Origin of the sequence: Streptomyces sp. NPDC051822 (assembly GCF_044452745.1) — a bacterium.
Lineage (GTDB): Bacteria > Actinomycetota > Actinomycetes > Streptomycetales > Streptomycetaceae > Streptomyces.
This window is the reverse complement of sequence record NZ_JBITBZ010000008.1, coordinates 42,383-67,667: the sequence shown is the minus strand read 5'-3', so window position 1 is coordinate 67,667 and position 25,285 is coordinate 42,383. Positions and strand designations below refer to the sequence as shown.

30 protein-coding genes and 1 pseudogene are annotated in these 25,285 nt (G+C 72.4%); 10 read left to right on the top strand and 21 right to left on the bottom strand.

What is annotated here, in order from left to right:
- The first annotated feature begins 219 nt into the window (after positions 1 to 219).
- Positions 220 to 1,455, top strand: a complete 1,236-nt coding sequence (locus tag ACIA8N_RS23620; RefSeq protein WP_365783103.1) for a PP2C family protein-serine/threonine phosphatase — start codon at positions 220 to 222, stop codon at positions 1,453 to 1,455.
- 43 nt (positions 1,456 to 1,498) lie between these two features.
- Here ACIA8N_RS23620 and ACIA8N_RS23615 read toward each other — a convergent pair whose 3' ends face one another.
- From ACIA8N_RS23615 to ACIA8N_RS23605, 3 genes are all read right to left on the bottom strand, one after another.
- The gene (locus tag ACIA8N_RS23615) at positions 1,499 to 1,846 is read right to left on the bottom strand and encodes a DUF2516 family protein (RefSeq protein ID WP_030218866.1); all 348 of its coding nucleotides are present in this window, start codon (positions 1,844 to 1,846) and stop codon (positions 1,499 to 1,501) included.
- An 88-nt stretch (positions 1,847 to 1,934) separates the two neighbouring features.
- Entirely contained in the window at positions 1,935 to 2,510 is a 576-nt protein-coding gene (locus ACIA8N_RS23610) for a hypothetical protein (protein WP_365783106.1), read from the bottom strand.
- 35 nt (positions 2,511 to 2,545) lie between these two features.
- Positions 2,546 to 3,031 carry a helix-turn-helix transcriptional regulator gene (locus ACIA8N_RS23605; protein WP_365783108.1) on the bottom strand — a complete coding sequence of 162 codons (486 nt, stop codon included), beginning with the start codon at positions 3,029 to 3,031 and terminating at the stop codon, positions 2,546 to 2,548.
- 372 nt (positions 3,032 to 3,403) lie between these two features.
- Here ACIA8N_RS23605 and ACIA8N_RS23600 point away from each other — a divergent pair, with 372 nt between their 5' ends.
- The 3 genes from ACIA8N_RS23600 to ACIA8N_RS23590 all read left to right on the top strand — a co-directional run bounded on the left by ACIA8N_RS23600 (position 3,404) and on the right by ACIA8N_RS23590 (position 5,230).
- Complete coding sequence (locus ACIA8N_RS23600) at positions 3,404 to 3,820, top strand: VOC family protein (RefSeq protein ID WP_365783110.1); 417 nt, start codon at positions 3,404 to 3,406, stop codon at positions 3,818 to 3,820.
- 79 nt (positions 3,821 to 3,899) lie between these two features.
- Positions 3,900 to 4,631, top strand: a complete 732-nt coding sequence (locus ACIA8N_RS23595; RefSeq protein ID WP_365783112.1) for a DUF5710 domain-containing protein — start codon at positions 3,900 to 3,902, stop codon at positions 4,629 to 4,631.
- A 128-nt stretch (positions 4,632 to 4,759) separates the two neighbouring features.
- The gene (locus tag ACIA8N_RS23590; RefSeq protein ID WP_365783221.1) at positions 4,760 to 5,230 is read left to right on the top strand and encodes a DinB family protein; all 471 of its coding nucleotides are present in this window, start codon (positions 4,760 to 4,762) and stop codon (positions 5,228 to 5,230) included.
- 67 nt (positions 5,231 to 5,297) lie between these two features.
- Here ACIA8N_RS23590 and ACIA8N_RS23585 read toward each other — a convergent pair whose 3' ends face one another.
- Positions 5,298 to 5,780, bottom strand: coding sequence for a hypothetical protein (locus ACIA8N_RS23585; RefSeq protein ID WP_365783114.1), 483 nt, complete (start codon positions 5,778 to 5,780; stop codon positions 5,298 to 5,300).
- Between the two features lie 127 nt (positions 5,781 to 5,907).
- Between ACIA8N_RS23585 and ACIA8N_RS23580 the strand changes: the two genes are divergently transcribed.
- From ACIA8N_RS23580 to ACIA8N_RS23570, 3 genes are all read left to right on the top strand, one after another.
- On the top strand, positions 5,908 to 6,393 hold the full coding sequence (locus tag ACIA8N_RS23580) for a MarR family transcriptional regulator (protein WP_365783116.1): 486 nt from the start codon (positions 5,908 to 5,910) through the stop codon (positions 6,391 to 6,393).
- Positions 6,394 to 6,516: 123 nt separating this feature from the next.
- Complete coding sequence (locus tag ACIA8N_RS23575; RefSeq protein ID WP_365783118.1) at positions 6,517 to 8,016, top strand: MFS transporter; 1,500 nt, start codon at positions 6,517 to 6,519, stop codon at positions 8,014 to 8,016.
- A 70-nt stretch (positions 8,017 to 8,086) separates the two neighbouring features.
- Entirely contained in the window at positions 8,087 to 9,037 is a 951-nt protein-coding gene (locus tag ACIA8N_RS23570; RefSeq protein ID WP_365783120.1) for a WYL domain-containing protein, read from the top strand.
- A 107-nt stretch (positions 9,038 to 9,144) separates the two neighbouring features.
- Here ACIA8N_RS23570 and ACIA8N_RS23565 read toward each other — a convergent pair whose 3' ends face one another.
- The 4 genes from ACIA8N_RS23565 to ACIA8N_RS23550 all read right to left on the bottom strand — a co-directional run bounded on the left by ACIA8N_RS23565 (position 9,145) and on the right by ACIA8N_RS23550 (position 13,978).
- Entirely contained in the window at positions 9,145 to 11,139 is a 1,995-nt protein-coding gene (locus ACIA8N_RS23565; RefSeq protein ID WP_365783122.1) for an AAA family ATPase, read from the bottom strand.
- 110 nt (positions 11,140 to 11,249) lie between these two features.
- Positions 11,250 to 11,882, bottom strand: a complete 633-nt coding sequence (locus ACIA8N_RS23560) for a TetR family transcriptional regulator (protein ID WP_365783124.1) — start codon at positions 11,880 to 11,882, stop codon at positions 11,250 to 11,252.
- 95 nt (positions 11,883 to 11,977) lie between these two features.
- The gene (locus ACIA8N_RS23555; protein ID WP_365783126.1) at positions 11,978 to 13,222 is read right to left on the bottom strand and encodes a GNAT family N-acetyltransferase; all 1,245 of its coding nucleotides are present in this window, start codon (positions 13,220 to 13,222) and stop codon (positions 11,978 to 11,980) included.
- 132 nt (positions 13,223 to 13,354) lie between these two features.
- Complete coding sequence (locus ACIA8N_RS23550) at positions 13,355 to 13,978, bottom strand: ABC transporter substrate-binding protein (protein ID WP_365783128.1); 624 nt, start codon at positions 13,976 to 13,978, stop codon at positions 13,355 to 13,357.
- A gap of 139 nt (positions 13,979 to 14,117) precedes the next feature.
- Between ACIA8N_RS23550 and dtd the strand changes: the two genes are divergently transcribed.
- Positions 14,118 to 14,543, top strand: coding sequence for a D-aminoacyl-tRNA deacylase (gene dtd, locus ACIA8N_RS23545; RefSeq protein ID WP_365783130.1), 426 nt, complete (start codon positions 14,118 to 14,120; stop codon positions 14,541 to 14,543).
- A gap of 61 nt (positions 14,544 to 14,604) precedes the next feature.
- Here the strand turns inward: dtd and ACIA8N_RS23540 are convergent, their stop codons facing one another.
- From ACIA8N_RS23540 to ACIA8N_RS23515, 6 genes are all read right to left on the bottom strand, one after another.
- Positions 14,605 to 15,570 (bottom strand): folate-binding protein, encoded by a 966-nt coding sequence (locus ACIA8N_RS23540; RefSeq protein WP_365783132.1) that lies wholly within the window; start codon positions 15,568 to 15,570, stop codon positions 14,605 to 14,607.
- A 21-nt stretch (positions 15,571 to 15,591) separates the two neighbouring features.
- Positions 15,592 to 16,029, bottom strand: coding sequence for a transcriptional repressor (locus ACIA8N_RS23535; RefSeq protein WP_365783134.1), 438 nt, complete (start codon positions 16,027 to 16,029; stop codon positions 15,592 to 15,594).
- 41 nt (positions 16,030 to 16,070) lie between these two features.
- Positions 16,071 to 16,643 carry an FABP family protein gene (locus ACIA8N_RS23530; protein ID WP_030218907.1) on the bottom strand — a complete coding sequence of 191 codons (573 nt, stop codon included), beginning with the start codon at positions 16,641 to 16,643 and terminating at the stop codon, positions 16,071 to 16,073.
- Positions 16,644 to 16,868: 225 nt separating this feature from the next.
- A complete protein-coding gene (locus tag ACIA8N_RS23525) occupies positions 16,869 to 17,699 on the bottom strand; it encodes a hypothetical protein (protein WP_365783136.1) in 831 nt (276 codons plus the stop codon).
- Complete coding sequence (locus ACIA8N_RS23520; protein WP_365783138.1) at positions 17,696 to 18,475, bottom strand: hypothetical protein; 780 nt, start codon at positions 18,473 to 18,475, stop codon at positions 17,696 to 17,698. Before ACIA8N_RS23520 ends, ACIA8N_RS23525 begins: the two co-directional genes overlap by 4 nt.
- Positions 18,472 to 19,215: a hypothetical protein gene (locus ACIA8N_RS23515; RefSeq protein WP_365783140.1), complete on the bottom strand. Its 744-nt coding sequence runs from the start codon at positions 19,213 to 19,215 to the stop codon at positions 18,472 to 18,474. Before ACIA8N_RS23515 ends, ACIA8N_RS23520 begins: the two co-directional genes overlap by 4 nt.
- A gap of 210 nt (positions 19,216 to 19,425) precedes the next feature.
- Here ACIA8N_RS23515 and ACIA8N_RS23510 point away from each other — a divergent pair, with 210 nt between their 5' ends.
- Both ACIA8N_RS23510 and ACIA8N_RS23505 read left to right on the top strand, forming a co-directional pair.
- Positions 19,426 to 19,791, top strand: coding sequence for a DsrE family protein (locus tag ACIA8N_RS23510; RefSeq protein ID WP_365783142.1), 366 nt, complete (start codon positions 19,426 to 19,428; stop codon positions 19,789 to 19,791).
- Positions 19,791 to 20,927, top strand: coding sequence for a hypothetical protein (locus tag ACIA8N_RS23505; RefSeq protein ID WP_365783144.1), 1,137 nt, complete (start codon positions 19,791 to 19,793; stop codon positions 20,925 to 20,927). Before ACIA8N_RS23510 ends, ACIA8N_RS23505 begins: the two co-directional genes overlap by 1 nt.
- Before the next feature lie 15 nt (positions 20,928 to 20,942).
- On the opposite strand, the pseudogene ACIA8N_RS23500 reads toward ACIA8N_RS23505, so the two are convergent.
- The 7 genes and pseudogenes from ACIA8N_RS23500 to ACIA8N_RS23470 form a co-directional block, all read right to left on the bottom strand.
- A pseudogene (locus ACIA8N_RS23500) lies at positions 20,943 to 21,017 on the bottom strand (DUF3099 domain-containing protein); the annotation flags it as partial.
- Between the two features lie 120 nt (positions 21,018 to 21,137).
- On the bottom strand, positions 21,138 to 21,398 hold the full coding sequence (locus tag ACIA8N_RS23495) for a DUF3099 domain-containing protein (protein ID WP_399416776.1): 261 nt from the start codon (positions 21,396 to 21,398) through the stop codon (positions 21,138 to 21,140).
- A gap of 144 nt (positions 21,399 to 21,542) precedes the next feature.
- The gene (locus tag ACIA8N_RS23490) at positions 21,543 to 21,830 is read right to left on the bottom strand and encodes a DUF1416 domain-containing protein (protein WP_015035121.1); all 288 of its coding nucleotides are present in this window, start codon (positions 21,828 to 21,830) and stop codon (positions 21,543 to 21,545) included.
- Positions 21,831 to 21,882: 52 nt separating this feature from the next.
- Complete coding sequence (locus ACIA8N_RS23485; protein WP_365783146.1) at positions 21,883 to 22,728, bottom strand: sulfurtransferase; 846 nt, start codon at positions 22,726 to 22,728, stop codon at positions 21,883 to 21,885.
- 159 nt (positions 22,729 to 22,887) lie between these two features.
- On the bottom strand, positions 22,888 to 22,968 hold the full coding sequence (locus ACIA8N_RS23480) for a putative leader peptide (protein WP_350497993.1): 81 nt from the start codon (positions 22,966 to 22,968) through the stop codon (positions 22,888 to 22,890).
- Between the two features lie 248 nt (positions 22,969 to 23,216).
- The gene (locus tag ACIA8N_RS23475) at positions 23,217 to 23,903 is read right to left on the bottom strand and encodes a DUF2993 domain-containing protein (RefSeq protein ID WP_365783148.1); all 687 of its coding nucleotides are present in this window, start codon (positions 23,901 to 23,903) and stop codon (positions 23,217 to 23,219) included.
- Between the two features lie 155 nt (positions 23,904 to 24,058).
- Positions 24,059 to 25,285, bottom strand: a complete 1,227-nt coding sequence (locus ACIA8N_RS23470; protein ID WP_365783150.1) for a hypothetical protein — start codon at positions 25,283 to 25,285, stop codon at positions 24,059 to 24,061.

Below are 25,285 nucleotides of genomic sequence, written 5' to 3'. Positions count from 1 at the left end.
CTCCCTTTCCGCGGCATATGCCAATCCCGCCACGGCCGCTCCCCCGCCGAGCGCCATTCCGCTGCGCACCGCCCTACCGCTATGGTCCGGGACGGGCGGGACGCCACCCGGCGCCCTGCGCACCTTCGGGGGGAGGGAAGGAAACCCGGACCGATGCCCGTATCCGTACCGCGTCAGAGAATCGTCTCTGCTGCTGCGGGACCCGGCGACGCCACCGCTATGGACGCCACCGCTATGACAGGCACAGTCACAGGCACCGACCGCACCGATCTCACTCTCCTGGTCGTCGAGGACGACCCGGCGGGTGTCCTCGCCGTACCCGAACTGCTCGACGAGGCCGACGCCGCCGGCACCCGGGTCCGCATCCGTACCGCCCGCAACCTCACCGAGGCCGAGCGGCTCCTCACCGACGACGTCCACTGCGTCCTCGTCGACCTCTCCCTGCCCGGCCCCAGGGCCGCCGCGGGCGACGACCCGCTCGCCCCGCTCCGGCACATCCTGCGCCTCGCCCCGCGCCACGCCGTCCTCGCGCTCGCGGCCTCCGCCGACGCGGAACTGGCGGCCGAGGCGGTACGCGTCGGGGCCCAGGACCACCTCTTCCGCGAGGAGCTCGACGGGCGGCTGCTGAGCCGGGCCATCCGGTACGCGGTCGAGCGCAAGCGCGCCGACGCCGTCCAGGTGAAGCTCGCCGAGTCCCGCCTGCGCGCCCAGGAGAACGCCCGCCTGGAGCGCGGGCTGCTCCCCACCCCGCTCCTGGAGGGCTCCGACCTGCGGTTCGCGGCCCACTACCGGCCCGGCCGCTCGCGCGCGCTGCTCGGCGGCGACTTCTACGACGTCGTACGTACGCCCGACGGAACCGTCCACGCCATGATCGGCGACGTCTGCGGGCACGGCCCCGACGAGGCCGCGCTCGGCGTCGAGCTGCGGATCGCGTGGCGGGCCCTGACGTTCGCGGGCCTCTGCGGTGACGAGCTGCTCTCGACGATGCAGCAGGTCCTGGAGCACGAGCGGGAGAGCGAGGAGATCTTCGCGACCCTCTGCACCGTCGACATCGCGCCCGACGGCCGCCGGGCGGGCCTCTGCCTGGCCGGCCACCCCTCGCCGCTGATCGCCCGCCAGGGGCGCGCGGCCCGGCTGCTCCCGTACGAGGACGGCGGCCCGGCCCTCGGACTGCTACCGCGCGCCCGATGGCCGCGCCGGCAGGTCGAGCTGGGCGGCGCGTGGAGCCTCCTCATGTACACGGACGGGCTGATCGAGGGACGCTCGGCCGGGCCCGACTCACCCCGGCTCGGTCAGGACGGGATGGTCGACATGATCAACCGGCAGCTGACCGAGGGCCTGCGGGGCGAGGAGCTCCTGCAGGCGGCGGTCACCGAGGTCCGGTCGCTGAACGGCGGCGAGCTGACGGACGACGTGGCGGTCCTGGCCCTGGAACGGGACAGGACCCGGGGGTAGTCCCCGGGCCCTGTCGCTGTCGCTGGTCCTTCGCCGTTCGCGGTCACCGGCCGCCGTTGTAGGGGCCGTACGGTCCGTCGCTGCTGGAGCCGCCGCCCCGGCGCCCGCCACGGCCTCCGCCAGAGACCTGCGCGAGCGCGGGCCGCACGTCCACCATGAAGACGATGGCGGCGATCACGCCGGCGATCTGCAGGAACAGCATCGGCAGCAGCAGGTTCACGACGAGGTTGATGCCCAGGATGATCAGCCAGAACTTCTTCGTCTGCTTCTCGGCGGCACGGTACGCGTCCTCGCGCGCCATGGCGGCGAAGACGAGCGCGGCGACGGCGAAGCCGGTGAAGACGAGGAACATCACCAGAGAGAGAAGGGAGTCGAATCCCATGCGCAACATGCTGAGCACCGCCTAGGAAGAGGGGAAGAGCGCCTCGCGGTCAAGGTACCCGGTGCAACGCACCTCGTACCCGCCATGGTGCCCCGGCCTACTCCTTCTCAGCGGTGACGGCCGTCTTCCTGGCGGGGGCCTTGCGGGCCGCCGGCTTCTTGGCGGGCGCCTTCTCGGACGCGTCGGAATCGCCGGACGCCTCCGCCTGAGCCGCCTTCGTCTCCTCCGCCTTCGTCTCCTCCGGCTCGACGACGACGGCGATCTCGACGATCTCCTCGGCGACCTCGCCACGCCAGGCCTTGACGGCCTCCTCGCCGTGGGCGGCGACCTCCTCGTACTTCTCGCGCGCCTTGACCGCGTACTCAGCGGCGACGCCGACGCCACGCAGCGCGAGGTCCTGGGCCGTCTCGCCGAGCTTCTTGAGGTCCGTGTCGAGACCGCCGACGACATCGGCGAACTTCGACTGCACGGTGGCCTGGGCCTCCTTGGCCTGCGAGGCCACCTTCTCCTGCACGGCCTTGGGGTCGGTCTTCCGTACGGCCTCGATCCGCGCGGGCGCCTCGGCGGCGAGCTGCTCGATCAGGCCGGGGACCTTCTTGGCCTGCTGCACGGCGAGGTCGGCGGTGCCGGCGGCGAAGTAGAGAGGGGTACGCAGTTCGTCGATGATGGCCATGCTGGTGGTCCTCCCGGATGTGACGTACGAGCGAGCTACTTCAGGGGCGTTTCGGCATCGGGCACGGAGGCGGACGAGGTGGGGGCGGACGGGGTGGTGCTCCCGGCCGCGTGCTCCGCGGCGCTCTCGGCCACGGTCCCGGCCGCGTGCTCCGCGGCGTCCTCGGCGGCGTTCTCCGCCGCGTTCTCCTTGCGGAAGGAGTCGTAGATCTGGAGCAGCACCTGCTTCTGCCGCTCGTTGATCGAGGGATCGGCCAGGATGACGGCACGCGTCTCCAGCTCGTCCCGCTCCTTCTCGTCGAGGATCCCGGCCCGTACGTAGAGCGTCTCGGCGGAGATCCGCAGCGCCTTGGCGACCTGCTGCAACACCTCGGCGCTCGGCTTGCGCAGCCCGCGCTCGATCTGACTCAGGTACGGGTTCGACACGCCGGCGGCGTCGGCGAGCTGCCGCAGGGACAACTGCGCGGTCCTCCGCTGTTCGCGGAGGTACTCACCGAGATTGCCGACGTTGAGCGATGCCATGCTCCGACCATGCCACCCTCTGCTAACTATTGCAAGCAGGTGCTTGCAAAAGTCGGCCTCTCGGCTTCGTGGATCACGACTGACGCCGGGGTCGCGCGCATGCGGGTGGGAAGACCTCCACGGACGACCGGCCCGTCATGCTCCCGCCCTGGACCACCTGACCCGGATCGGACGGGAGGCCCTGCCTGCCGCGCACCTCCTGCGCGACATACCCTCCCGGGACCGGCGGCTGCTCAGCGCCTCCGGTTCGTCCGCGTGAGGATCGCGTGAGGGATCGAGTGAGGGACCGCGTGAGAGATCGTTCGCCCGTTCGCGAGCGACCGGTCAGGAACGAAGAAGCGGAAACCGGCGGCCGACCGTAGCGTCGATCACATGAACATCAACCTCTCGCAGTGCTTCATCGCCGTCGACGACCACGACAAGGCGCTCGCCTTCTACCGCGACGCCCTCGGTCTGGAGGTACGCAAGGACGTCGGTTACGAAGGGATGCGCTGGGTGACCGTCGGGTCGCCCGCGCAGCCGGACGTCGACATCGTCCTGGAACCGCCGCTCGCCGACCCCAGCGCCTCCGCCGCCGACCGGCAGGCGATGGCCGAGCTGCTCGCCAAGGGCCTGCTGCGCGCCGTGATCTTCTCCACGGACGACGTCGACGCCACCTTCGAACACATCCGGGCGGCGGGCGGCGACGTCCTCCAGGAGCCGGTCGACCAGCCGTACGGCGTCCGCGACTGCGCGTTCCGCGACCCGGCCGGCAACGTGGTCCGGTTCAGCAAGCCCCGTACCGCGTAGCCCTGCCCGTACCGCGTGACCCACCCGGCTCCGCCTCCCGCGTGTCAGCATGTGTGCGTGCCCAACAGGGAGGCTGAGCATGCCGGTTGAACGCGTCTGGCTGGACGTACCGTACGCCGAGAAGGACGCGGCGAAACGCGGCGGGGCCCGTTGGGATCCCGCCGCCAAGCGGTGGTACGCACCCCGGCCCGGGATGGCCGAACTGGCCCGGTGGGCCGCCGCCGCGGACGTCCCCGACCTGCTGCCCGGCGAGGACCGGACCCTCGGCAACGGCCTCTTCGTCGATCTCGTGCCGCGGACCTGCTGGTTCACCCATGTCCGGTCCTGCGTGGCGCAGACGGACTGGGAGCGGCTGCGCCGGATGGTCACCCGCCGGGCCGGGCAGCGCTGCGAGGCCTGCGGGGCGGGCGAGGACCGCGAGACCCGGCGGTGGCTGGAGGTCCACGAGCGGTGGGCCTTCGACGCGACCACCCGCGTCCAGATCCTCAAGCGGCTCATCTGCCTCTGCACCGACTGCCACACCGTCACCCACTTCGGCCTCGCCCAGGTGCGCGGCGTCGAGGAGCAGGCCTTCGCCCACCTGGTGAAGGTCACCGGGATGAGCGAGCCGCAGGCCCGCGAGCACGTCCGCGCCGCCTTCGCCGTCTGGGAGGACCGCTCCCGGTACGCCTGGGAGCTCGACCTCGGCATCCTGACCGGGGCGGGCGTCGCTCTCGCCCCGCCGCCGGTGGCCGGCGAACGGGCCCGCGCCGCCGCGTCCGTGCCCCGCCAGTCCGCCTCCCCTGACCGGGCGGCCGGTGAGCGGGCATGACGGGCCCCGCCCCGCACCCCCGGCGGCGCCGCGCGGAGGTTCTCGACGAGCCGGGCGGCCTGGCCGAGCCGGGCGTCCCCACCGGGTTCCGCCGCTTCTCCGGTCCCTCGACCGGGGACGAGCGGCGGATGCTCGCCGGGTTCCTCGCGGACCAGCGCGCGACCCTGGTCCTGAAGTGCGCGGGCCTGGAAGGGGCGGCGGAGCTGGCCCGGCGGTCCGTCGAACCGTCCACCCTGTCGCTGCTCGGCCTCGTCCGGCACCTCACCGACGTCGAGCGGCGCTGGTTCCGGCAGGTCCTTGCCGGACAGGACGACGCCGGCCCGCTCTGGTCCTCCGCGGCGGACCCGGACGGCGACTTCGACGGCGCCGCATCCGACCCGGCGACGGCCGCCGCGGCCTGGGAGGCCTGGCGGGCGGCGGTGGACTTCGCCGACCGCTTCACGGCCGAGGCCCCGGACCTCGACGTCTCGGGCCACGACGCCTGGCGCGGCACGGTGTCCCTGCGGTGGGTCCTGGTCCACATGATCGAGGAGTACGCCCGCCACAACGGCCACGCGGACCTCCTGCGGGAGCGGATCGACGGCGCGAGGGGCCTCTGACCGCGGCCGGCCGTCAGGCCGGTCCTGCCGACAGCCCCGCTCACCCCGCCCAGGCCGACAGCCCCGCTCACCCCGCCCAAGCCGTCAGCGTCTCGTAGTCCGTCGCCCTGAGTCCGTGGCAGGGGTCCACCCGGTGGAGCAGCGCCCGGCCCCGGTGATGGGCGGCGACCCACTCGCGGTCGGCGGCGCCGATCTCGTCATCGACCCACGCGAACGGTCGCCCGGCGGCGTACGCCACGAGCGCCGCCGTCTTCCAGTGGAGGCCCGCCGCAGGCGCGGGCTCCTCGTCCGGCCACCCCACCAGAGGCAGAGCGGGCAGCCCGAGACGCGGGGCGACCCAGGTGTTCGCATCCTCCTGCCAGGTCGTCGCCCACACCAGCGCGTACGGCAGTGCCGCGAGCCGCGGTCCCTGCGCGGGGTCGAGCCGTGCGAGGAGCGGGCTCACGGACGCGGGCGGGGCGGGCGGGTACGTGGGGTGGGCCCCGCCGCTCGCCCCGAAGGGGATGAGCGGGCCGTCCACGTCCAGGAAGAGCAGTGGCGCGATCGTCATGCCTCCATCGTGACGAAGCCGGGGCACGAGCAGCGAAGTCCGAGCCCCAGGTCCGACCCCAGGTCCGTCCCCACTCGTCCGCTTCTCGATAATCCGCGACGGATCGACCCTGGTTACCCTGGGAGGCATGACAGCCATGGCACCCACCCGGACCGAGCCCGACCTCTCCTACCTCCTCGACCACACCAGCCACGTGTTGCGGACCCGGATGGCCGCCGAACTCGGCGCCATCGGACTCACCCCCCGCATGCACTGCGTGCTGACCCACGCCCTGAAGGAGGAGCGCACACAGGCGCAGCTCGCGGAGATCGGCGACATGGACAAGACCACCATGGTGGTGACCGTCGACGCCCTGGAGAAGGCCGGGCTCGCCGAGCGCCGGCCGTCGAGCACCGACCGGCGAGCCCGGATCATCGCCGTGACCGAGGCGGGGGCGAAGGTCGCCCAGGAGAGCCAGAAGATCGTCGACGGCGTGCACCAGGGCGCCCTCTCCTCCCTCCCCGACGACGAGCGCACGACCCTGCTGCGCGCCCTGAACCGACTGGCCACGGGCCACCTGGAGACCCCGGCCGAGGGTCCGAAGACGGCCCGCCGCGCACGCCAGCGCGCCTGACCTCGCCCGTCACGGCGCACACCGACCCCGGACACCCCGACATTCGTTCCGTAAAAAATAGTCTGCAACAAAACCTTCTGCTAATGTCACTCCTGTTGCCCCCACCGAACAGGAGTGACCCTCATGCCCACCCCGGCCCGCACTTCCCCCCGCGCCCCCTCCCCCGGACTCGCCCTCGGTGTCCTCTCCACGGGCATGCTCATGACCGTCCTCGACGGCAGCATCGTCACCGTCGCGATGCCCGCCATGCAGAGCGACCTCGGCTTCACCCCCGTCGGACTCAGCTGGATCGTCAACGCCTACCTCATCGCCTTCGGCTCGCTCCTCCTCCTCGCCGGCCGCCTCGGCGACCTGATCGGGCGCAAGCGGATGTTCCTCGCGGGCACCGGGATCTTCACCGCCGCCTCCCTCCTCGCCGGGGTCGCCGCATCGCCCGAGGTCCTCATCGGCGCCCGCTTCCTCCAGGGCGTCGGCAGCGCGATGTCCTCCGCGGTCGGGCTCGGCATCCTCGTCACCCTCTTCACGGCGCCACGCGAACGGGCCCGCGCCATAGCCGTGTTCAGCTTCACCGGCGCCGCGGGCGCCTCCCTCGGCCAGGTCCTCGGCGGCGTCCTCACCGACGCGCTCACCTGGAACTGGATCTTCTTCATCAACCTGCCCATCGGCATCGCCACCCTCCTCGTGGCCCTCCGCGCCCTCCCCTCCGACCGCGGCCTCGGGCTCGGCGCCGGCGCCGACGTCATCGGCGCGCTGCTCGTCACCACGGGTCTGATGACCGGCATCTACGCGGTCGTCAAGATCGAGGAGTACGGGGCCGGTTCGGCGCACACGCTGGGTCTCGGGGCCCTCGCCCTCGCCCTCCTGGCCGGGTTCCTCGTCCGCCAGGCGAAGGCGGCGAACCCGCTGATGCCGCTGCGTATCCTCCGCTCGCGGAGCGTCTCCGGCGCCAACGCCGTCCAGATGCTGATGGTCGCCGCGCTCTTCTCCTTCCAGATCCTCGTCGCGCTCTACCTGCAGAAGGTCCGCGGCTACGGAGCAGCCGAGACCGGCCTCGCGATGCTGCCCGCCGCGCTCGTCATCGGCGCCGTCTCGCTCGGCGTCTCGGCCCGCCTCATCGCCCGCTTCGGCGAGCGGAACATCCTCCTCACCGGCCTCCTCCTGCTCGTCGGCGTCCTCGGCCTGCTGACCCGCCTCCCCGTCCAGGCCGACTACGTCACCGACCTGCTCCCCGTGATGCTGCTCGCCGCCGGCTTCGGCCTCGCGCTCCCCGCCCTCACCTCGCTCGCCATGTCGGGTGCCCAGGAGAAGGACGCGGGTCTGGCCTCCGGCCTCTTCAACACCACCCAGCAGATCGGCATGGCGATCGGCGTCGCGGTCCTCTCCACCCTGGCCGCCTCCCGCACCGAGTCCCTCACAGAGGCGGGCAGCCCCGCCGCCGAGGCCCTGACCAGCGGCTACCACCTGGCGTTCGGCGTCGGCGCCGGTCTCCTCCTCGTCGCCCTGGCCCTCACCTTCACCGTCCTGCGCCGCCCGACCGCTCCCCGCCCGGAAGCACCCGCGGCGCCCCAGGCGCCCGAAGCGACCACCGCACCGAACCCCCCGAAGGCCCTCGCGACCCACTGAGAGGCGCGGTGACGGGCACGGCCCCGAAGGCGGCGACGAGCACGGCGGCGAGCACGGCGACAATGACGCCATGAGAGCCGACCGACTCGTCGCCGCCCTGCTCTTCCTCCAGACCCGGCAACGGGTCACCGCCGCCGAACTCGCCGCCGAACTCGACGTGTCCGAGCGCACCGCACGCCGGGACCTCGAAGCGCTCGCGAGCGCCGGGATCCCGGTGTACTCGCAGGCCGGGCAGGGCGGCGGCTGGTCCCTCGTCGGCGGCGCCCGCACCGATCTGACCGGCCTCACGGCCCCCGAGATCCGCGGACTGTTCCTCCTCACCGGCACCGACGCCCACACGAGCCCGCAGACCAGGACCGCCCTGCGGAAGCTCGTACGGGCCCTCCCCGCGCCCCTCAGGGACGGCGCGGAGGCCGCCGCCCGCGCCGGTGTCTCCGACGGCACGGACTGGGCGGGCACGGAGACGGAGGAGGCCCACCTCGGCCCGCTCCAGCGGGCGGTGGTGGAGGCGAGGCAGGTCGGGATCGGCTATGCCCGCCCCGGCGGGGAGCCGCGCGAACGGACCGTCCACCCGCTGGGAATCGCCTCGAAGTCAGGGGTCCGCTACCTCGTCGCGGACACGGAGCACGGCCTGCGCACCTTCCGGGTCGACCGCGTCACCTCGGTCACGGAGACCGGCGCCCCCGCCGTACGCCCCGAGGGATTCGACCTGCCCACCGCCTGGCGCGCGCTCGCCGCCCGGATGGAGGACCGGATGGTCGCCACGACGGTACGGGGCCGGGCCGCCCCCGGCACGGAAGCGGTCCTGGAAGGGCTGCTCGGCGGGCGCATACGGTACGGGGAACGCGCCCCCGACGGCTGGCGCCCCATGGAGGCGGACGGCCCCTCGCCCGAGGTGATCGCCGCCCAACTGGCGGGCCTGGGCGCCCGCGTGGAACTCCTGGAACCGCCCGAGGCGCGGGCGGCCCTGAGCCGTATCGGCGCCGAACTCACCTCGCTGTACGGGGAGACCGGGGCGTAGAGGCGTCCCCGCCACAGCCCACCGCCCCAGCGCCTCCGCTTCCCCTCACTCCGCCCTCGGCCACCCCGCTCGCGGTTCACTCCGGCCTCAGCCACCCCGCTCGCGGTTCACTCCGCCCTCAGCCACCCAGGAAGCTCCGCCGCGTGCACCAGCGTCAGCCTGGACACCGCCCGGGTGAGGACCACGTACAGCCGGTTCGCCCCGCGCGCCTCGGCCGCCACGATCGCGGCCGGCTCGACCACCACGACGTGGTCGAACTCCAGGCCCTTGACGCCCGTAGCGGGCAGCACCGCCACCCGCTCCCCCGCCCCGCAGGCGCGCACCGCCTCCCCCACCGAATCGGCCAGGCGATCGGCCGTGATCACGCCCACCGAGCCCTCCCGCGCGAGCGCGGTCCGCACGGCCTCGCGGGTCGCGGCGAGGAGGTCCGTCGTCCGCCGGACCTCCACCTCGCCGTCCCTGCGGACGGACCGGCCCGCCGGTACGTCCGCGCCGAGGTGCGGAAGGAGCCGGTTGGCGAGGTCCACGATGGCCGCCGGGACGCGGTAGCCGAGGGTCAGCGGCACCACGGGCGCCTCGGCCTTGCCCAGGTGGGCGAGTTGCTCACGCCAGCTGCGGGCGGCCCACGGGGTGGTGCCCTGGGCGAGGTCCCCGAGGACGGTGAGCGAGCCGAAGGCGGTGCGGCGGGCGATGGCCCTGCACTGCATGGGTGAGAGGTCCTGGGCCTCGTCGACGACGACGTGGCCGTAGCTCTCAGGACGTTCGACGAGGCCGGCCAGCTCGTCGAGGAGGACCAGGTCGGCGGCGGTCCAGCGCGCCGAGCGGTACGAGCGCGGCGGCCGGTCCCAACGGATCGCGGCCCGCTCGGCCTCCGTCAGAACGGGATCGGAAGGGTCGGCGAGCACCCCCGCGAGCACCTCCTCCGGGCTCGTCCTCGGCCAGCACGCGTCGAGGAACGCGGTCACCGCCCGCGCCCGCTCGATCCGCCGCGCCCAGGCCGCGCCCATCGGTCCCGACCGGCGCTCGGCCCGGAGCTGGAGGGCCCGTACGACCCGGGCGCGGACCCGCTCGCGGCCCGTCGCGTAGGGCGGCGCCTCCTCCCGTACGGCCGCGACGACCTCGGCGAGCAGGGCGGCCGGCAGCCGCCAGTGGTACGAGCCGTCGGGGACGGCGAGGTCGGCCGCCGGGGCCGGATCGACCCGGCCGTACAACGCTCGGTGCAGCACCCCGGCCATCCGGGCGTCGTGCTTGACGAGGGCGGCGGCCTCGCCGTCCTCGGCGCGCACCGGATGGCGGGCGATCTCCTCGTCGAGGGTGGCCTGCCGGATGCCGGTCTCGCCGAGCGCGGGCAGCACCTCGGAGATGTACGAGAGGAAGGCGCGGTGCGGACCGAGGACGAGGAGGCCGGAACGGCGGATCCGCTGCGGGTGGGTGTAGAGGAGATACGCGGCCCGGTGCAGGCCAACGGCGGTCTTGCCGGTGCCGGGCGCGCCCTGGACACACAGGGAGGCGGCCGGCTCGGAGCGTACGAGGTCGTCCTGTTCGGGCTGGATCGTGGCGGCGATGTCCCGCATGGGCCCGACCCGTGGGCGCTCGATCTCCCCGGCGAGGAGAACGCTGACCGCCTCGCCGCCGCCGGCCGTATCGCCGCCACCGGCCGTGAGGTGTTCGTCCTCCAGGGCGGTCAGGTCGTCCGAGACGCCCCGGCTCTGCGGGGCCCATCCGAAGCGGCGGCGCCGGAGGACGCCCTGCGGGTCGTGGGCACCGGCCTGGTAGTAGGCGCGGGAGACGGGGGCGCGCCAGTCGACGACGAGCGGCGGGGCGGCGGGGTCCTCGGCGATCCGGCGGCGGCCGATGTGGTGGGTCTGCCCGTCCTCGCGGTCGAGGCGTCCGAAGAACAGGGGTCCCGGCGGCTGCTCCCGCATCTCCGTGGCGCGGCTGCGGAGGTGTCTGCCGAGCGCCTCGGCGTCGGCGCCGGACGCGGCGGTGTCCTCGCCGGTGACGACCTGTTCGGCCACGTCCTCGGTCATGCGGGTCAGGGCGGCGCGGCAGGCGTCGTGGTGGGAGCGTTCGCGCGCGAGCTCAAGGTCCAGTGACGTCATTCCGGCAAGCCTAACGGAAAACGTTACTGAGTTACATTCTTTACTTGTTCACGCGAAGGGCCGCTCGCGAAGGGGCTTGTTCACGCAGAGGGTGCGGTCCGGCGGGAGGCTCAGTAAGGAAGCCCCTCGCGCAGCGCGCGGAACGCGAGCTGCGCTGCCGCCACCGCGTCCGCCTCCACCGCCTCCACCGTCTCCCCGCCCGCGATCCGGGCCGTGTTCTCCTCCGCGAGGATGCGCAGCACGGTCACGATCTGCCCGGCGGCGAGCCGGGCACCGAGAGGATCACCGGCGAGCACGTCCGCGAGGGCCGCCTCCGACCTCAGCTGGTAGGCGTGCATGCGCGCCACAAGGGCCGGCGTGCCGTACAGCAGCCGCAGATACGCCAGAACGGCAGGGTGATCGCAGAGCCCCGTGACGGGATCGCGCCGGGCGAGCCCGTCGAGCAGGTGCGCGTGCAGCGCGTCGAGCGGGGCGGTGCCCGTGCGGCGCCCGGCGGCCACCACCCGGGCCGCCTCGTCCTCGTGATCGGCGAACCGGTGGAGGGCCAGGTCCTCCTTGGCAGGGAAGTACCGGAAGAGGGTCGGCTTCGAGACCTCGGCCGCGGCGGCCACCTCGGCGACCGAGACGGAGTCGAAGCCCCGTTCCAGGAAGAGCGCGACGGCGGCGTCGGACAGGGCCTGCCGGGTGCGCTCCTTCTTCCGCTCGCGCAGCCCGTCACCCCTGCCGCTCTCGCCACCCGCCATAACCCGCCGCCTCCCGGCACCTCGCACACCCGACGTTCGATCCTAGTGACGCGCTGGGCCCGGCACGGAAACGCGTCCCCGATCCCGTGCCGGGATCAGAAGATGTCGGGCGAGAAGGGCCGCAGCGGCGTGCGGAACAGCAGGTCGGCGCGCGTGGCGGCACCTGCCGTCACTTCCTCGACGCGTCCGAGCCGGCAGAGCCGTACCGCCGACTCGTCACCGAAGGCGAGCGTGCCCAACTCGGCGATGTCGAAGGCGAGGTCGGCGGTCTCGTCCGTACGGGCGCAGGAGACGCCGTCCGGGGAGGCGTCGAGCCGGTAGCGGCCGCCCGCGAACCCGTCCCGGTCCCGCACGTCGAGGACGAGGCCGTCCGTCACCGGGTACGTCCGGCCCTCCAGGAGCCGGACGACGTCCAGGACCCTCACCCACAGCATGTCCGCGTACGTCAGCGTCCTCGCCGCGCGCGGGTCCGGCAGCAACAGCGGCAGCGGGTCGTCGGGGGCCCGGTAGCCGGAGCGGACCGTGCTGATCCAGTCGATGGAGCAGAGGAAGTGCCAGAGGGCGCGCTCGGCGGCCGGGGTGCAGGCGATCAGGTCCCGTACCGTCGCGGTGTTCAGCGGCTGCTTGGCGTCGTCCCACTTGTCGTCGGCCGTGTAGGCCGCATAGCCCTCGACCTCGCCGGACTCGGCGCGGTACACCGCGTAGAACCGCTCCCGCCACGGCTCCTCCTGCACCCCGAGGCCGGTGCCCACCTCCCAGTCACGTGTGGTGCGGCGGGTCACCCCGGCCCGGACGCCGGCGAGACGCGCGTGCACCTCCGGGCCGACCTTGCGGATCTCCTCGGCGTCGGTCAGGTCGATCCGGCCGCCGTCGTCCGGGCGGCCCGAACGGCGCGGGTCGAGCCCCGCCCTGCGGACGTCCACGCTCCACTCGGTGATCCAGCTCGCCGTGCCGAAGCCGAACCGCCCGTAGATGGGGTACTCGGCGGCGATCAGCGTCGCGACCGCGTCGCCCCGCTCCTTCGCGGCGGCCAGGTCGGCGGCCATCATCCGGCTGAGCAGGCCGCGCCTGCGGTGCGTCGGGGAGACCGTGACCTGGCTGATCGCGTCGGCGGTGACGCTGCCCCCGCCGACCGTGCTGACCTCCTGCCGGAACGACCGGAAGGTGGCGACGATCCGGCCGCGGTCGAAGGCCCCGAGCGTCCGCGCCAGGCCGACGTGCGCGAGACGGTCGGCGGCCTCCTCGTCGGACACGACGGGCGGGCGGAGGAACCCGGTGCGCAGGGCCCGCTGCCAGTCGGGGAACTCGGACTCCGCCACCGTGCGTACGTCGACAGTCATCCTCCGACCCTACGCACGGCCCTTTCGCGCCCGCACCCGAGTTTCCGCGACCTGGTTCCGGCACCCGACTCTCCGCCCCCGGTTTCGGCACCCGAGTGTCCGCACCCGGGTTCCCGCACGCTCCCGGCCGGGTCAGGCCAGCAGGTCGTCGACCTGGGCCTCGCCCTCCCGGTAGCGGCGGGCGATCTCCGCGCTGCATTCGTCGGCGGTCCGCTGGAGATGCTGCCGGCGCCGGGAGATCTGCTGCTCGTAGCCCGCGAGCCGCCCCATCGCCGTGTGCAGCTCGTCGTCCGTACGGGCCGTCAGGTCCGACAGCTCGACCTCCGACAGCATCTCGGACGCGAGCCGCCGGTACTCCTCGCTCCGCGGCGTCGACAGCGTCACGTGCCGGGCCGAACTGCGATGCCGCGACGGCACGTCGGCGAGGATCTCGGAGAGCCGGTCCAGTACCGGGGACTCGGGATCGGTCCGCCGCGCAAGCTCGGCGCGCAGGATGTCGATCCGCCCCTGGAGCATCCTCCGCACATAGCTCAGGTCGGCCTCGTCGCTCTGCGCCTCCCGGCGCAGCGCCCGCAGCTCGGGCAGCCGCAGCGCCCCGAGGTCCGGCTGTGCCCGGTCCGGCAGGGCCGGTTCGGCGGTCCGCTGCACGGGTGGGCGCGTGGCCGGGCCTCCGCCCGGTCCACCTCCGCCCCTGGTTCCGGCGCGAATCAGCGGTACGGGGCCGAACGGCGTCGGCCCGGTGCCAGGTGCACTCATCAGAATCGTCCCCTCGACCGGTGCGGAGCCGCACCGCCTGACACGCATGGTGCCACTCCTGCACGCGCGCGTGCAGGCGCTCTGCACCCGTTCGGCCCCTCATCCACCGGCCTGCGGGCGACTCGGTAGGTTGGGGCGCATGCGTGCAGTAGTGCAGAGGGTCGACGGCGCGAGTGTCGTCGTCGCAGGGGAGACCGTCGGTGAGATCACCGGCGAGGGGCTGTGTGTACTGGTCGGGGTGACCCACGAGGACACCCCGGAGAAGGCCGCCCAAATGGCCAGAAAGCTCTGGTCCGTCCGGGTACTGGACGACGAGAAGTCCTGCTCGGACGTGAACGCGCCGCTGCTCGTGATCTCTCAGTTCACGCTCTACGGGGACGCCCGCAAGGGCCGCCGGCCCACCTGGAACGCCGCCGCGCCGGGCCCCGTCGCCGAACCCCTCGTGGACGAGGTCGTGCACCGGCTGCGGGAACTGGGCGCGCACGTGGAGACGGGCCGCTTCGGAGCGGACATGCGCGTCTCACTCACGAACCACGGCCCGTTCACGGTACTGATCGAGGTCTGATCGGGCTCTGGTCGAGCTCCGATCGGGCTCTGGTCGAGCTCTGCCCCCCCAAGATCGCGTCCTACGGCTCGACGACGACCTCCTGCGCCGCCGCCGTCGTCCCGACGATCAGCGGCGCGTCCACGGGTACGTTCCGCTTCACCAGGGCGAGGGCGATCGGGCCCAGCTCGTGGTGGCGGGCGGAGGTCGTCACGAAGCCGAGCTGCCGGCCCTCCTCCCCGTCGGCCGCCAGCCGCACCGGGGTGCCGTGCCCCGGCAGGAGCACCTCGCTGCCGTCCAGGTGCAGGAAGACGAGGCGGCGCGGCGGCTTCCCCAGGTTCTGCACCCGGGCGACGGTCTCCTGCCCCCGGTAGCAGCCCTTCTGGAGGTGGACGGCGCTGCCGATGAGACCGACCTCGTGCGGGATCGTCCGGTGGTCGGTCTCGAAGCCGAGCCGGGGCCGGTGCGCCTCGACGCGCAGCGCCTCGTACGCCAGGATCCCGGCGGCCGGCCCGTGGGAGCCGGCGAAGGACTCCAGGTCGGGGCGCGGCAGGAACAGGTCGCGGCCGTACGGGGTCTCCCGTACGACGACACCCTCGGGCACCTCGGCGATGGAACCGGCCGGAAGGTGCACGAGCGCGATCTCGTCCGTACGGTCGGCGACCTCCACCCGGTAGAAGAACTTCATCGACTCCAGGTACGCGACCAGCTCCTCCCGCGTCCCCGGCTCGACGTGCGCCCACAGGGTCTCGCCGTCGTCGACGAGGTACAGGGCGTGCTCGATGTGCCCGTTCGCGGAGAGTACGAGCGCCTCGGTGGCACGGTGGGGCGGCAGGTCCGTCATGTGCTGGGTGACGAGCAGGTGCAGCCAGCTCAGCCGGTCGTCACCGGTGACCGTGACGACACCGCGGTGCGAGAGGTCGACGAAGCCGTGGCCTTCGGCGAGGGTGCGCTGTTCACGGAACAGGTCGCCGTAGTGCGCGGCGACACCTTCGTCGCGGCCTTCGGCGGCGACGGCACCCGGGAGCGACAGCAGAGGGCTCTTCATGAGGGAAAGCCTACGACTCGCCTACGACTCCGCGCCGGTGGCCTTCCTCGCGCAGTCCCCGCATCGCCCGAAGATGGCGAAGTGCTTCATGTCCGTCTCGAAGCCGAAGGTCTCCCGGAGCTTCCCGGTGAACTCGGCGGCCACCTCGACGTCCGCCTCGATCACCCCGGAACAGTCCCGGCAGACCAGGTGCAGATGGTGGTGCCGGTCGGCGAGGTGGTACGTCGGAGCGCCGTGCCCCAGATGGGCGTGGCTCACGAGACCGAGCTCCTCCAGGAGCTCCAGGGTCCGGTAGACGGTGGAGATGTTCACCCCCGACGCGGTCCTGCGGACCTCGACGAGGATGTCGTCGGGCGTCGCGTGCTCCAGCGCGTCGACGGCCTCCAGGACAAGCTGACGCTGCGGCGTCAGCCGATAGCCGCGCTGCCGCAGGTCGCTCTTCCAGTCGGTGCTCACCACGCCCTCCAGTGTAGGAGGGCGCGGCGCGCACCTATAGGTCTCTAGCGGAAGAACGCGATGCCGTCGTCCGGCAGGTCGCCGAGGTTGCGGGCCATGTCGGCGACCTCCTCCGGCGTCACGACCTTCTTCAGGTGCGCCGACATGTACGGCCGCAGCGGGACCTCGGGGGTCGCCTTCTCGCCCACCCACATGAGGTCGCTCTTGACGTAGCCGTAGAGGCGCTTGCCACCGGAGTACGGGCCCGAGGCCGCGGTCCGGGCGACTGCGTCCGTCGCCAGGTCGATCTGCGGCTTCTGGTCGGCGAGCTCGCCGTACCAGATCTCGACGACGCCGTCGTCGCGGACCATGACGACCTCGACCTTGCGGTCCTTGTCGATGCGCCAGTAGCCGCTCTCGCTCTCCAGCGGACGGACCTTGTTGCCCTCGTTGTCCAGGACCCAGGAGTGGGAGTGGTACTCGACGAAGTCCCGGCCGTCGTGGCTGAACGTCACGGACTGGCCGAAGTTGCACTTCTCGGCGCCGGGGAAGTCGGAGACGCCCGCGCCCTCCCACGTGCCGAGCAGGAACGCGAGGGGGACGAGGTCCGGATTGAGGTCGGACGGGATCTCGATCATGAGCAGCTCTGGCGTTCTCTAGAAGTGGTTAGCGCTGGCCCTGGTACAGCTTCTTCACAGCCAGTCCGGTGAAGGCGAGCACGCCGACGGCGACCAGGACCAGCAAGATTTCGAAGAAAATGATCACGGGGTGCTCCTCGACTGAGCGGTGAAGGCGGAACGGGCCGGACCCCAGCTTAGTGGGCTGGGGTCCGGCCCACTCGGTGAGGTGGGTCTCGCGGACGATCAGCCGAGCAACTGCGCCTGCAGGACGACGGTCTGCTGGAAGGGCACGGCGAGCACCCCGCCCTTCCGGGTCTGGCTGACCATGGCGAGCGTGTCACCGGCCGTGACGTAGGCCCAGCGGGTCTGCTCGGGGCCGTAGGGCTTCTTCTCCTGGTACGCGTACGTGGACACCTCCGGCACCCGGACGTCATCCGGTACCTGGTCGAGGATCTCCGCCTCCGCGACCCCCGCGGGCAGTGCCCCCTCCCAGTCGCTGGTGAGGTTCCTGTGCATCAGGTCGACGTAGGCGACGGAGGAGAACCTCAGCAGGAGGACACGGGTCTCCGTACCGTCAGGCATCGTCCAGGCCCGGCCCGTGATGTGGCGAAGGGTCGTGTCGTCCAGGGCCTCCTTCACCCGTGCACGATCCTTCTCCCTGTAACCCGCGAGATAGGCGCCTTCGGACACCCAGCCGCCGTTCGTTTTCGGGTCGACGGTGGCGCCCGCCGGGGCGGGCAGCAGCAGCTTCCGGACGTCGGCGTAGTGAATCTCGCCGTCGTTGCCCTCGGTGAAGGGGCGCGGCCGCTCCGCCGGGAGGGCGGGCAGCCTGAGCTGCGGGTACTCCCAGCGGCCGTCGCTCTCGGTCGCGAGACCGGGCACTTCGTTCCGGTCGAGCGCGGTGATCCCCATGGCGGTCCCGGCGCCCACGCCGCCGCACACGGCGACGGCCGCCGTCCAGCGGGCCACGGCCCACAGGACCCGACGGGTACGACCAGGAGCGGCGGCGACGGGAGCCGGGGCCTCCGGGACCGGCTCCACCGGTTCCACCGTCTCGATCGTCTGCGCGGTCATACGTACTCCCCCGGGGACTCGATGTGATCGAGCTGCTGCTTCACCAGCTCGGCCACGGCCTTCTTGTCGAGCGGAGCGGCACCGTAGGCCGTGACGGTGACCATGACCTCGCCGTCGTACGCCTGGCAGATCATGGACCGCAGCTCGTCCTCCCGCTCCTCCTCGGCGCCCTCTTCGGGCTCGGGTACGAGGAAGCAGGCCGCCTTCTTCTCGTGGTCCTTGATCTTCGGGCCCTTGTCCAGCTTCAGGAACTCGAACATGTCCCTCTGGACACCGGAGAACTCGCGGACCATCTTCTTGTCCTTCATCCGCAGGACCATCACCTCCACCTGGAAGGTGCTGTCCACCGCGGCGTACGAGCGCATCGCCATGCCCTGGACCCCGAGCTTGTCGATCTCCTTCTCGAACTCGCGGCGCTTCTTGCCGTAGAGGTTCTTGTTCGTCTGCTTGAAGAGGGCCACGGCTTCCTTGGCGGCCACCTCGTGGTCGTTGCCGTACCCCTCGACGTCCGCACCCAGCACATAGCCGTCCGGTACGGGCAGGAGGAGCTTGCTCAGCGGGGTGGAGGCCCGGCCCTCGGCGAGACCGGCGGCCGGATCCGCGGGCGTCGCGGTCGTGGTGGGCTCCGCCCACCCCACGGTGGGGGCTGTCCGGTCGGCGCCTTCGACCGTGACGGCGGTGTACGCGACACCTCCGCCGACGGCCCCGAGGACGAGCACGGCCGTCAGTGCGTTCGTCAGGAGCCGGCGCCTGCGGCCCACGGTCTTCTCGGTCACAGGAGCCCCAGCTGCCGCTCGGCCAGAGAACGGATGTCGTTCTCGGCGATCTTCCGCGTGTCCTCGATGTAGATCTCGACCGCGATGTCCCCGCGCCAGATGTACGCACGGGCCTCGTAGTAGTCCAGGTATCCGGCCTCACGCTGCACGGGATAGAGGAAGTACCGGCCGTTGCGAGAACCCTTGACCTCTTCGCCGTTGGAGTCGGACCGGTCCTCATCCCTCGCGTAGCGCTGCTGGTCCTCTATGAGCTCCTTGGCGCCGATCCCCGCGTCGGCCCGGTACTGGACGAGCCTGACCGTGGTGTACCGGTGTTCACCCGTCCGCCACATCCGGGTCGCCACCCGCCGGATGCCCAGGTCGAGCTGGAACTCCAGCGCCCCACCGGGATAGTCGTAGACGGAGGCGTACTCGGCCAGCGACTGCCACCCGTCCACCCCGTGGGCGCGCGCGCCCTTCGGCCGCGGCACGAGCAGCTTCCGCAGGTCGCCGTTCGCCTTCGCCTGCCGGTCCTCCGCCGCGGAGAGCGGCTCGGGCTCCTGGCCCTTCGGGAGCGGCTTCGGGTAGGCGAGGCCCGGCTGGTTGAGCGCGGGCAGCGGGGTCGGTGCGCGTTCGGCCTGGATGCCGTAGCCGGTGGCGGTGCCGCCGACGAGGCCGATGACGGCGGCGACGGCGATCAGGCCGGCGGTCCTGAGGACACGGCGGCGCGGCCGTACGGTCGGCGGTGTGTCCGGAGTCACCTCGGGCGCCTCGTCCTGCAAGGCGACCGGAAGGGCGGCTTCCGACCCGGTCCCGGGCTCCGGCGGCGGTGCCGAATCCGGATTTTGGATATTTTCTTCGATGCTCAAGAGTCCCCCCACGAGACCTGAAGCGCGGATTCCGTCACCACGCACCCACCTGACACGCGAGTGACGCATGAGGTTGCAGTGCCGCGCATTACAGTTCGGTATATGGCGAAGAAGCTCGTGATCAAGGTGACCGCAGGGGCCGACGCCCCCGAACGCTGCTCGCAGGCCTTCACGGTGGCCGCCGTCGCCGCCGCGAGCGGCGTCGAGGTCTCGCTCTGGCTGACCGGCGAGTCCGCCTGGTTCGCCCTCCCGGGCCGGGCCGCCGAATTCGAACTCCCGCACGCGGCGCCGCTGCCGGACCTGATCGACTCGATCCTCGCGGCCGGCGGCCGCATCACGGTCTGCACCCAGTGCGCCGCCCGCCGCGACATGGTGGAGAAGGACCTTCTGGAGGGCTTCCGCATCGCCGGGGCCCAGGTCTTCGTCCAGGAGGCCATGGCCGACGAGACCCAGGCCCTCGTCTACTGATGCCGGGGTGGCGCAGGTTCTTCCGGCCGCGACGTACGGAAGAACTGGCTCTGATCGACGCCGACATCACGGCGTTCGGCGAGGAACTCGCCCGCCATGTGTTCGTCCCGACCGGGCAGGACCCCGACGCACTCGCCCTGGCGGACTACGAACGGGCCCTGAACGCCTACGAGCTGGCCAAGCGCGCCTTCGTCGGCGACCGCGACCGGGACGACGCCGAGGACGTCCTGCGGGCGCTGGAGGAAGGGCGGCACGCGCTCGCGTGCGCGGACGCACGGGCCTCGGGACGGCCGCTGCCCGTACGCCGCCCGCTCTGCTTCTTCGACCCGCGGCACGGCCCGGCGACCACCGCGGTCCGCTGGTCGCCACCCGAGGGGGCGGCGCGGCTCGTCGACGTGTGCGCGGCGGACGGCGTACGGCTCCTGGAGGGGCACCCGCCTATCGCCACCGGCCGGGCCCCGGTCGTGGCACGAACGGTCCCCCGTCCCCGTCCCCCTGCCCACCACGCCGAGCACCCCACGCAAGGCGCCCCCGTGCCGGTGCCCGGGCAGGGGTCGCACCGGCGGCCGTACAGGATCTGGCCCTCGGTCACGCCGGCCGCGCAGCGCGCGGAGGGGCGGGGGGACAGCCGGTTCGAGCTGGTCAGGCCCGACGCCTCGACGCCGGTGATCCTGGTCGTCCGGCTGCTCGACGCGAGCGGCTCGGCCGAGCTCTTCGGCCACGAGAGCCTCCTCGGGCACGAGGGGAGGCGGAACCTCCTCAAGCGCGGCGCCTCCGGGCGGCGGGCCGTCGTCCCGCTGCCTCCGGACGGCCATGAGACGGTGCGGCTCGGCGTCGAGACGCGCGGCTCCTGGCGTGCGTGGCTGCACGCACCCGACCGGGTGCCGGAGATCGGGTCGCAGCTGACCTCGAAGGGCTCGTACGTCTTCCGCCACTCCGGCGGCCCGGCCACGATCCGCGTCGGCCAGCGCGGCGGCGGAACCCTGTGGGTCGGAGAACTCACCGACGGGTTCGACCGGGGTGAGCGGCTGATCGCCGGAAAGGGCACGTGCGGCGCCGAGGGCCGGCTGAACGGCCCCGCCCTGATCCACGTCAGCTCCACCGCCGACTGGCACGTGACGCTCGCGGCGCTCTAGGCCGTGCTTCGGATCCCGGCGCTTCTTGCCGTCCAGTTCGTCCCACCACTCGTCCGACGTCGGGTCGCCCGAGGGGTCGTCCCACCAGCGGACCCCACTCCCGACGCGCCTCTCGCACTGCTCGGCCCCGAGGGGCCTCCCAGGCTTCGAGCCGCTGCGCCGGACTCCGTCCGGCGGGGCCGGCGCCCGGGGTGGGGCGAGGCCCGCGCTCTACTTCCGACGCTTCTTGCCGTCCAGTTCGTCCCACCACTCGTCCGACGTCGGGTCGCCCGAGGGGTCGTCCCACCAGCGGTCCTCGGGGCCCCTGCGGTTCGCGACCATCGCGGCGACCGGGGGGATCAGCATGGCGACCACGCACATGCCGATGGCGACCGGCATCGAGAAGAGCCGCACGACTGCCCAGGCGCCCACGAAGAGGACCAGGCAGGCGCCCATCATCCAGAAGTAGACGTGGCGACGGCGTGCGTACACACCTTCAGCGTACGACCGGGCGCCGGTTTCGGCGGCCGGAGGCCGCCGCGAGAAGGGAAGACCGAAGGGCCGTGCCTCTAGTCCTGGAAATGGCGTCCAACCCCCCAGGAGGCACGGCCCTTCGGCCGGTTCAGCGGTGCGGGATCACACCGCGATGGCGACCTCGGCGAGGCCACCGTGCTGGGCCACGACCTGGCGGTCGGCGGTGCCGCCCGGGACCAGGGCGCGGACGGTCCACGTGCCCTCGGCCGCGTAGAAGCGGAACTGGCCGGTGGCGGAGGTCGGGACCTCGGCCGTGAACTCGCCGGTCGAGTCCAGGAGGCGGACGTAACCGGTGACGGGCTGGCCGTCCTTGGTCACGAAGCCCTGGATGGTGGTCTCACCGGGCTTGATCGTCGAGGCGTCGGGGCCGCCGGGCTGCGCTCCACACATGTCGTTCTGTCCTTACGGTCGAGGGGTCCGGAGGAGGGGAGGATCCGGGGAGTTACTTGTTGGCGCCGAGCTCGATCGGCACGCCGACGAGGGAGCCGTACTCGGTCCACGAGCCGTCGTAGTTCTTGACGTTCGAGACCTCGAGCAGCTCGTGCAGGACGAACCACGTGAGCGCGGAGCGCTCACCGATGCGGCAGTAGGCGATGGTGTCCTTCGCCAGGTCGACCTGCTCGGCCTCGTAGAGGGCCTTGAGCTCGTCGTCCGACTTGAAGGTGCCGTCGTCGTTGGCGTTCTTCGACCACGGGATGTTGCGGGCGCTCGGCACGTGGCCGGGGCGCTGCGACTGCTCCTGCGGGAGGTGCGCCGGGGCGAGCAGCTTGCCGGAGAACTCGTCGGGCGAGCGGACGTCGACCAGGTTCTGGGCGCCGATCGCGGCCACGACGTCGTCGCGGAAGGCGCGGATCGAGGAGTCCTGGGCCTTGGCCTTGTACTCGGTGGCCGGGCGGGACGGGATCTCGGAGCCGTCGACCAGGTCGCGGGAGTCGAGCTCCCACTTCTTGCGGCCGCCGTCGAGGAGCTTCACGTCCTGGTGGCCGTAGAGCTTGAAGTACCAGTAGGCGTACGAGGCGAACCAGTTGTTGTTGCCGCCGTAGAGGACGACCGTGGTGTCGTTCGCGATGCCCTTGGCCGAGAGGAGCTTCTCGAAGCCCTCCTGGTCGATGAAGTCGCGGCGGACCGGGTCCTGCAGGTCCTGGGTCCAGTCGATCCGGATGGCGTTGCGGATGTGGTTCTTCTCGTAGGCCGAGGTGTCTTCGTCGACCTCGACGAGGGCGACCTGCGGGTTGTCGAGGTTGGCCTCGACCCAGTCCGCGTCGACCAGGACGTCGCTGCGAGCCATGCTGTTCTCCTCCGGGGCAGTGTGCGGCGGTGTGGTGCGGGTGTGGTGCGGTACGCGTCATCGCGTGCGTACGGACAGCGGACGTGCGTACGGCTACACAGGGCGGCCCTGACCTCGCGGTGGGAGGGCCTGAGGAATACGGGAGCTGGTGGGTCCCGCTCAGACGGAACGACAGAGCATGGCGGCGACGCGGCACAGGTCTACTGCCCGCCGCTTCGTGAGATCCGCCTGTCGCTTCATGCCCTCGATCGTAGGGACGGACAGGCGGCCGTGTCACCGGTGTGTCGTATTTTGAGACGCGATCGTCCGAGATGTGAGACGCGATCACGGCGCAAGGGGCCCCGGGACAGCCTTGGTACCGGGCGTCAGGACGTGTTTCTACTGTTCGGACAGCAGCGTCTCAGCATGTGACCAACGGGTATGGCCGGGTCGGCCGAGCGGCTTCCGGGGACGCACGAGCGGACCGTGCGGGTCGCCCCGCCGCCGGCTCAGCCCGCGAGGACGATGTCTCTGCCGCTGACGGTGACGGCGAGGCCCTCGGGGCGCGGCTCGACCTTCTCCACCTTCATGCCGGCGATGACACCGATCGGGCGCTCGAAGTCGGTCCGCTCGCGGACCATCTCCTCGATGCCGGGGATGCCCTCGCCCGGCACCTCGTCGGCGCGGACCCGGATGGTGTCGCCGTTCACCACGGTCACCGTCGAGATCACCGTGCGGGTCAGGGTGCGGCCCATGACCGTCACTCCGCCGGTCACCTTCACCTTGCCGTTGCCGCCGTAGGCGACGGTGGCCTCCCGGTCCGACGCGGCGGTGAGGTCCGCGTACGAGATGAGGGCGACCCCGCTCGCCGAACCGGCCTTCGCGCCCGCCCAGTCGCCGGTCACGGTGACGTCCCGCAGCGCCACGGTCAGCTCGTCGACCCGGATGCGCTTGCTGCCCGCCGTCGCCGAGACGCCGGTCGCCTTCACGTCGATCTCGTCGAACCGCTGGTCCGCTACCTGGGTGAGGAACGGGAAGCCCTTGATGTCGACCTCTATCGACTCGCTGTCGACGGCCGAGAGCTTCACCCGGCCGGACGCCTCCGACTCGGCGTACGCCACGGCCAGCCGGTCGATCCCGACGAGGACCCCGCCCAGCACGACGGCCACGATCAACAGAATCCGCAGTGCTCGCATGGGCTGTGCGTCCCCCGATTGGAATGGAAGTGGATAAAGGTTCCGGCCCCCCGACACGAAGATCGACGTGTCGAGGGGCCGGTTGGTTCCCGCGCCCTCCCCGGATCAGGGTCCGCTCAGGGCTGGATCAGGGCCCGTTCAGGGCCGGACCGGGGTCAGGCCAGGGCCCGGCCGAGCAGGTAGACGGCGGGCGCGGCGGCCGTCAGCGGCAGTGCCACCCCGGCCGTCATGTGCACGAAGCGCGACGGGTAGTCGTAGCTGGCCACCCGCAGGCCGACGAGGGCGCAGACGCCCGCCCCGAGGCCGAGCAGCGCCCCCGAGGTCCCCAGGTCGGTGAACCCGCCGGCCGCGATCCCCGCGCCCGCGGAGGCGAGCAGCGCGACGACCAGGGACACCGGGCCCGGCAGCGGCAGCGCGCGGGCCACGACGGTGGCCGCGACCGCGATCCCGCCGACGACCACCGCGTCCGGGGCCGCGCCCAGGTGCCCGGTGGCGATGACGGTGAGCGCCGCGGAGGCGACGGTGGCCATCAGGCCGTACATGCGCTCGTCCGGGTCGGCGTGGCTGCGCAGCTGGAGGACCAGACAGAGCAGGACCCACGCGCCGAGCGTGCCGAGGATCGCGGCGGCCGCGTGCTCCCGGCCGGTGGCGAGCAGGGCGGCGTCGGCGGCGAGGCCGCCGGCGAAGGCGAGGGCGATGCCCTGCCGGGCCGGCCACATGCCGTTGAGCCTGAACCAGCCGGCGGCGGTGAGGCCCTGGAGCAGCACGAGCGGGACGAGCAGGCCGTACGTGCCGAGGGCGGCACCGCCGGCGAGCAGCAGTCCGAGGACGGCCGTCAGCAGGGCGGGCTGCATCCCGGGCTCGATCACGGGCGAGCGGCCCTCGGCGCGGGCGCGCTGGGCGTCGGTGATCCGGGTGTTGCCGGAGGTGGTGGGCTGGGAGAACGCGGGGCCCGCCGCCTCGGCCACGGGGGCCTGGAGGGAAGTCTGGACGGGCGCCTGGAGGGGCGCCGAGGCCGGGACCTCCGCCTGACCCCCGTACGACGGGTACTGCTCGTACGACTGCCCGTACCCCTGCTCGTACGGCTGCTGCTCGTACACCTGCCCGTACGACTGCTGCTGGTGCGGCTGCTGGTGCGGCTGCTCGTACGGCTGCTGCTCGTACGGCTGCCGCTCGTGCGGCTGCTGACCGTAGGGCTGTTCGTACGCGCCCCGCGTCCCGTACGCCTCCTGCGCCCGCGCCGCCTGGACCTGGTCGTAGGAGACCGCCGGCTGGTACTGGGTGTCCCAGGTCTGGCCCTCCCACGTCTGCGTGACGTCGTGGCCCTGCCCGTTCGCGTACGGGTCGTACTGCTGCCCGCCGTGCTGCTGGTCGTTGCTCAT

Bases quoted from the DNA above. Each gene is read 5' to 3' on its own strand.
- ACIA8N_RS23580 (WP_365783116.1), top strand. From the start codon at position 5,908: ATGACAGCCATGGCACCCACCCGGACCGAGCCCGACCTCTCCTACCTC.
- ACIA8N_RS23610 (WP_365783106.1), bottom strand. From the start codon at position 2,510: ATGGCCATCATCGACGAACTGCGTACCCCTCTCTACTTCGCCGCCGGC.
- ACIA8N_RS23505 (WP_365783144.1), top strand. From the start codon at position 19,791: ATGCCGGGGTGGCGCAGGTTCTTCCGGCCGCGACGTACGGAAGAACTG.
- dtd (WP_365783130.1), top strand. From the start codon at position 14,118: ATGCGTGCAGTAGTGCAGAGGGTCGACGGCGCGAGTGTCGTCGTCGCA.
- ACIA8N_RS23590 (WP_365783221.1), top strand. From the start codon at position 4,760: ATGCTCGCCGGGTTCCTCGCGGACCAGCGCGCGACCCTGGTCCTGAAG.
- ACIA8N_RS23475 (WP_365783148.1), bottom strand. From the start codon at position 23,903: ATGCGAGCACTGCGGATTCTGTTGATCGTGGCCGTCGTGCTGGGCGGG.
- ACIA8N_RS23620 (WP_365783103.1), top strand. From the start codon at position 220: ATGGACGCCACCGCTATGACAGGCACAGTCACAGGCACCGACCGCACC.
- ACIA8N_RS23595 (WP_365783112.1), top strand. From the start codon at position 3,900: ATGCCGGTTGAACGCGTCTGGCTGGACGTACCGTACGCCGAGAAGGAC.
- ACIA8N_RS23540 (WP_365783132.1), bottom strand. From the start codon at position 15,570: ATGAAGAGCCCTCTGCTGTCGCTCCCGGGTGCCGTCGCCGCCGAAGGC.
- ACIA8N_RS23605 (WP_365783108.1), bottom strand. From the start codon at position 3,031: ATGGCATCGCTCAACGTCGGCAATCTCGGTGAGTACCTCCGCGAACAG.
- ACIA8N_RS23555 (WP_365783126.1), bottom strand. From the start codon at position 13,222: ATGACTGTCGACGTACGCACGGTGGCGGAGTCCGAGTTCCCCGACTGG.
- ACIA8N_RS23485 (WP_365783146.1), bottom strand. From the start codon at position 22,728: ATGGCTCGCAGCGACGTCCTGGTCGACGCGGACTGGGTCGAGGCCAAC.
- ACIA8N_RS23615 (WP_030218866.1), bottom strand. From the start codon at position 1,846: ATGTTGCGCATGGGATTCGACTCCCTTCTCTCTCTGGTGATGTTCCTC.
- ACIA8N_RS23470 (WP_365783150.1), bottom strand. From the start codon at position 25,285: ATGAGCAACGACCAGCAGCACGGCGGGCAGCAGTACGACCCGTACGCG.
- ACIA8N_RS23570 (WP_365783120.1), top strand. From the start codon at position 8,087: ATGAGAGCCGACCGACTCGTCGCCGCCCTGCTCTTCCTCCAGACCCGG.
- ACIA8N_RS23565 (WP_365783122.1), bottom strand. From the start codon at position 11,139: ATGACGTCACTGGACCTTGAGCTCGCGCGCGAACGCTCCCACCACGAC.
- ACIA8N_RS23560 (WP_365783124.1), bottom strand. From the start codon at position 11,882: ATGGCGGGTGGCGAGAGCGGCAGGGGTGACGGGCTGCGCGAGCGGAAG.
- ACIA8N_RS23510 (WP_365783142.1), top strand. From the start codon at position 19,426: ATGGCGAAGAAGCTCGTGATCAAGGTGACCGCAGGGGCCGACGCCCCC.
- ACIA8N_RS23585 (WP_365783114.1), bottom strand. From the start codon at position 5,780: ATGACGATCGCGCCACTGCTCTTCCTGGACGTGGACGGCCCGCTCATC.
- ACIA8N_RS23525 (WP_365783136.1), bottom strand. From the start codon at position 17,699: ATGACCGCGCAGACGATCGAGACGGTGGAACCGGTGGAGCCGGTCCCG.
- ACIA8N_RS23575 (WP_365783118.1), top strand. From the start codon at position 6,517: ATGCCCACCCCGGCCCGCACTTCCCCCCGCGCCCCCTCCCCCGGACTC.
- ACIA8N_RS23480 (WP_350497993.1), bottom strand. From the start codon at position 22,968: ATGAAGCGACAGGCGGATCTCACGAAGCGGCGGGCAGTAGACCTGTGC.
- ACIA8N_RS23550 (WP_365783128.1), bottom strand. From the start codon at position 13,978: ATGAGTGCACCTGGCACCGGGCCGACGCCGTTCGGCCCCGTACCGCTG.
- ACIA8N_RS23490 (WP_015035121.1), bottom strand. From the start codon at position 21,830: ATGTGTGGAGCGCAGCCCGGCGGCCCCGACGCCTCGACGATCAAGCCC.
- ACIA8N_RS23530 (WP_030218907.1), bottom strand. From the start codon at position 16,643: ATGATCGAGATCCCGTCCGACCTCAATCCGGACCTCGTCCCCCTCGCG.
- ACIA8N_RS23600 (WP_365783110.1), top strand. From the start codon at position 3,404: ATGAACATCAACCTCTCGCAGTGCTTCATCGCCGTCGACGACCACGAC.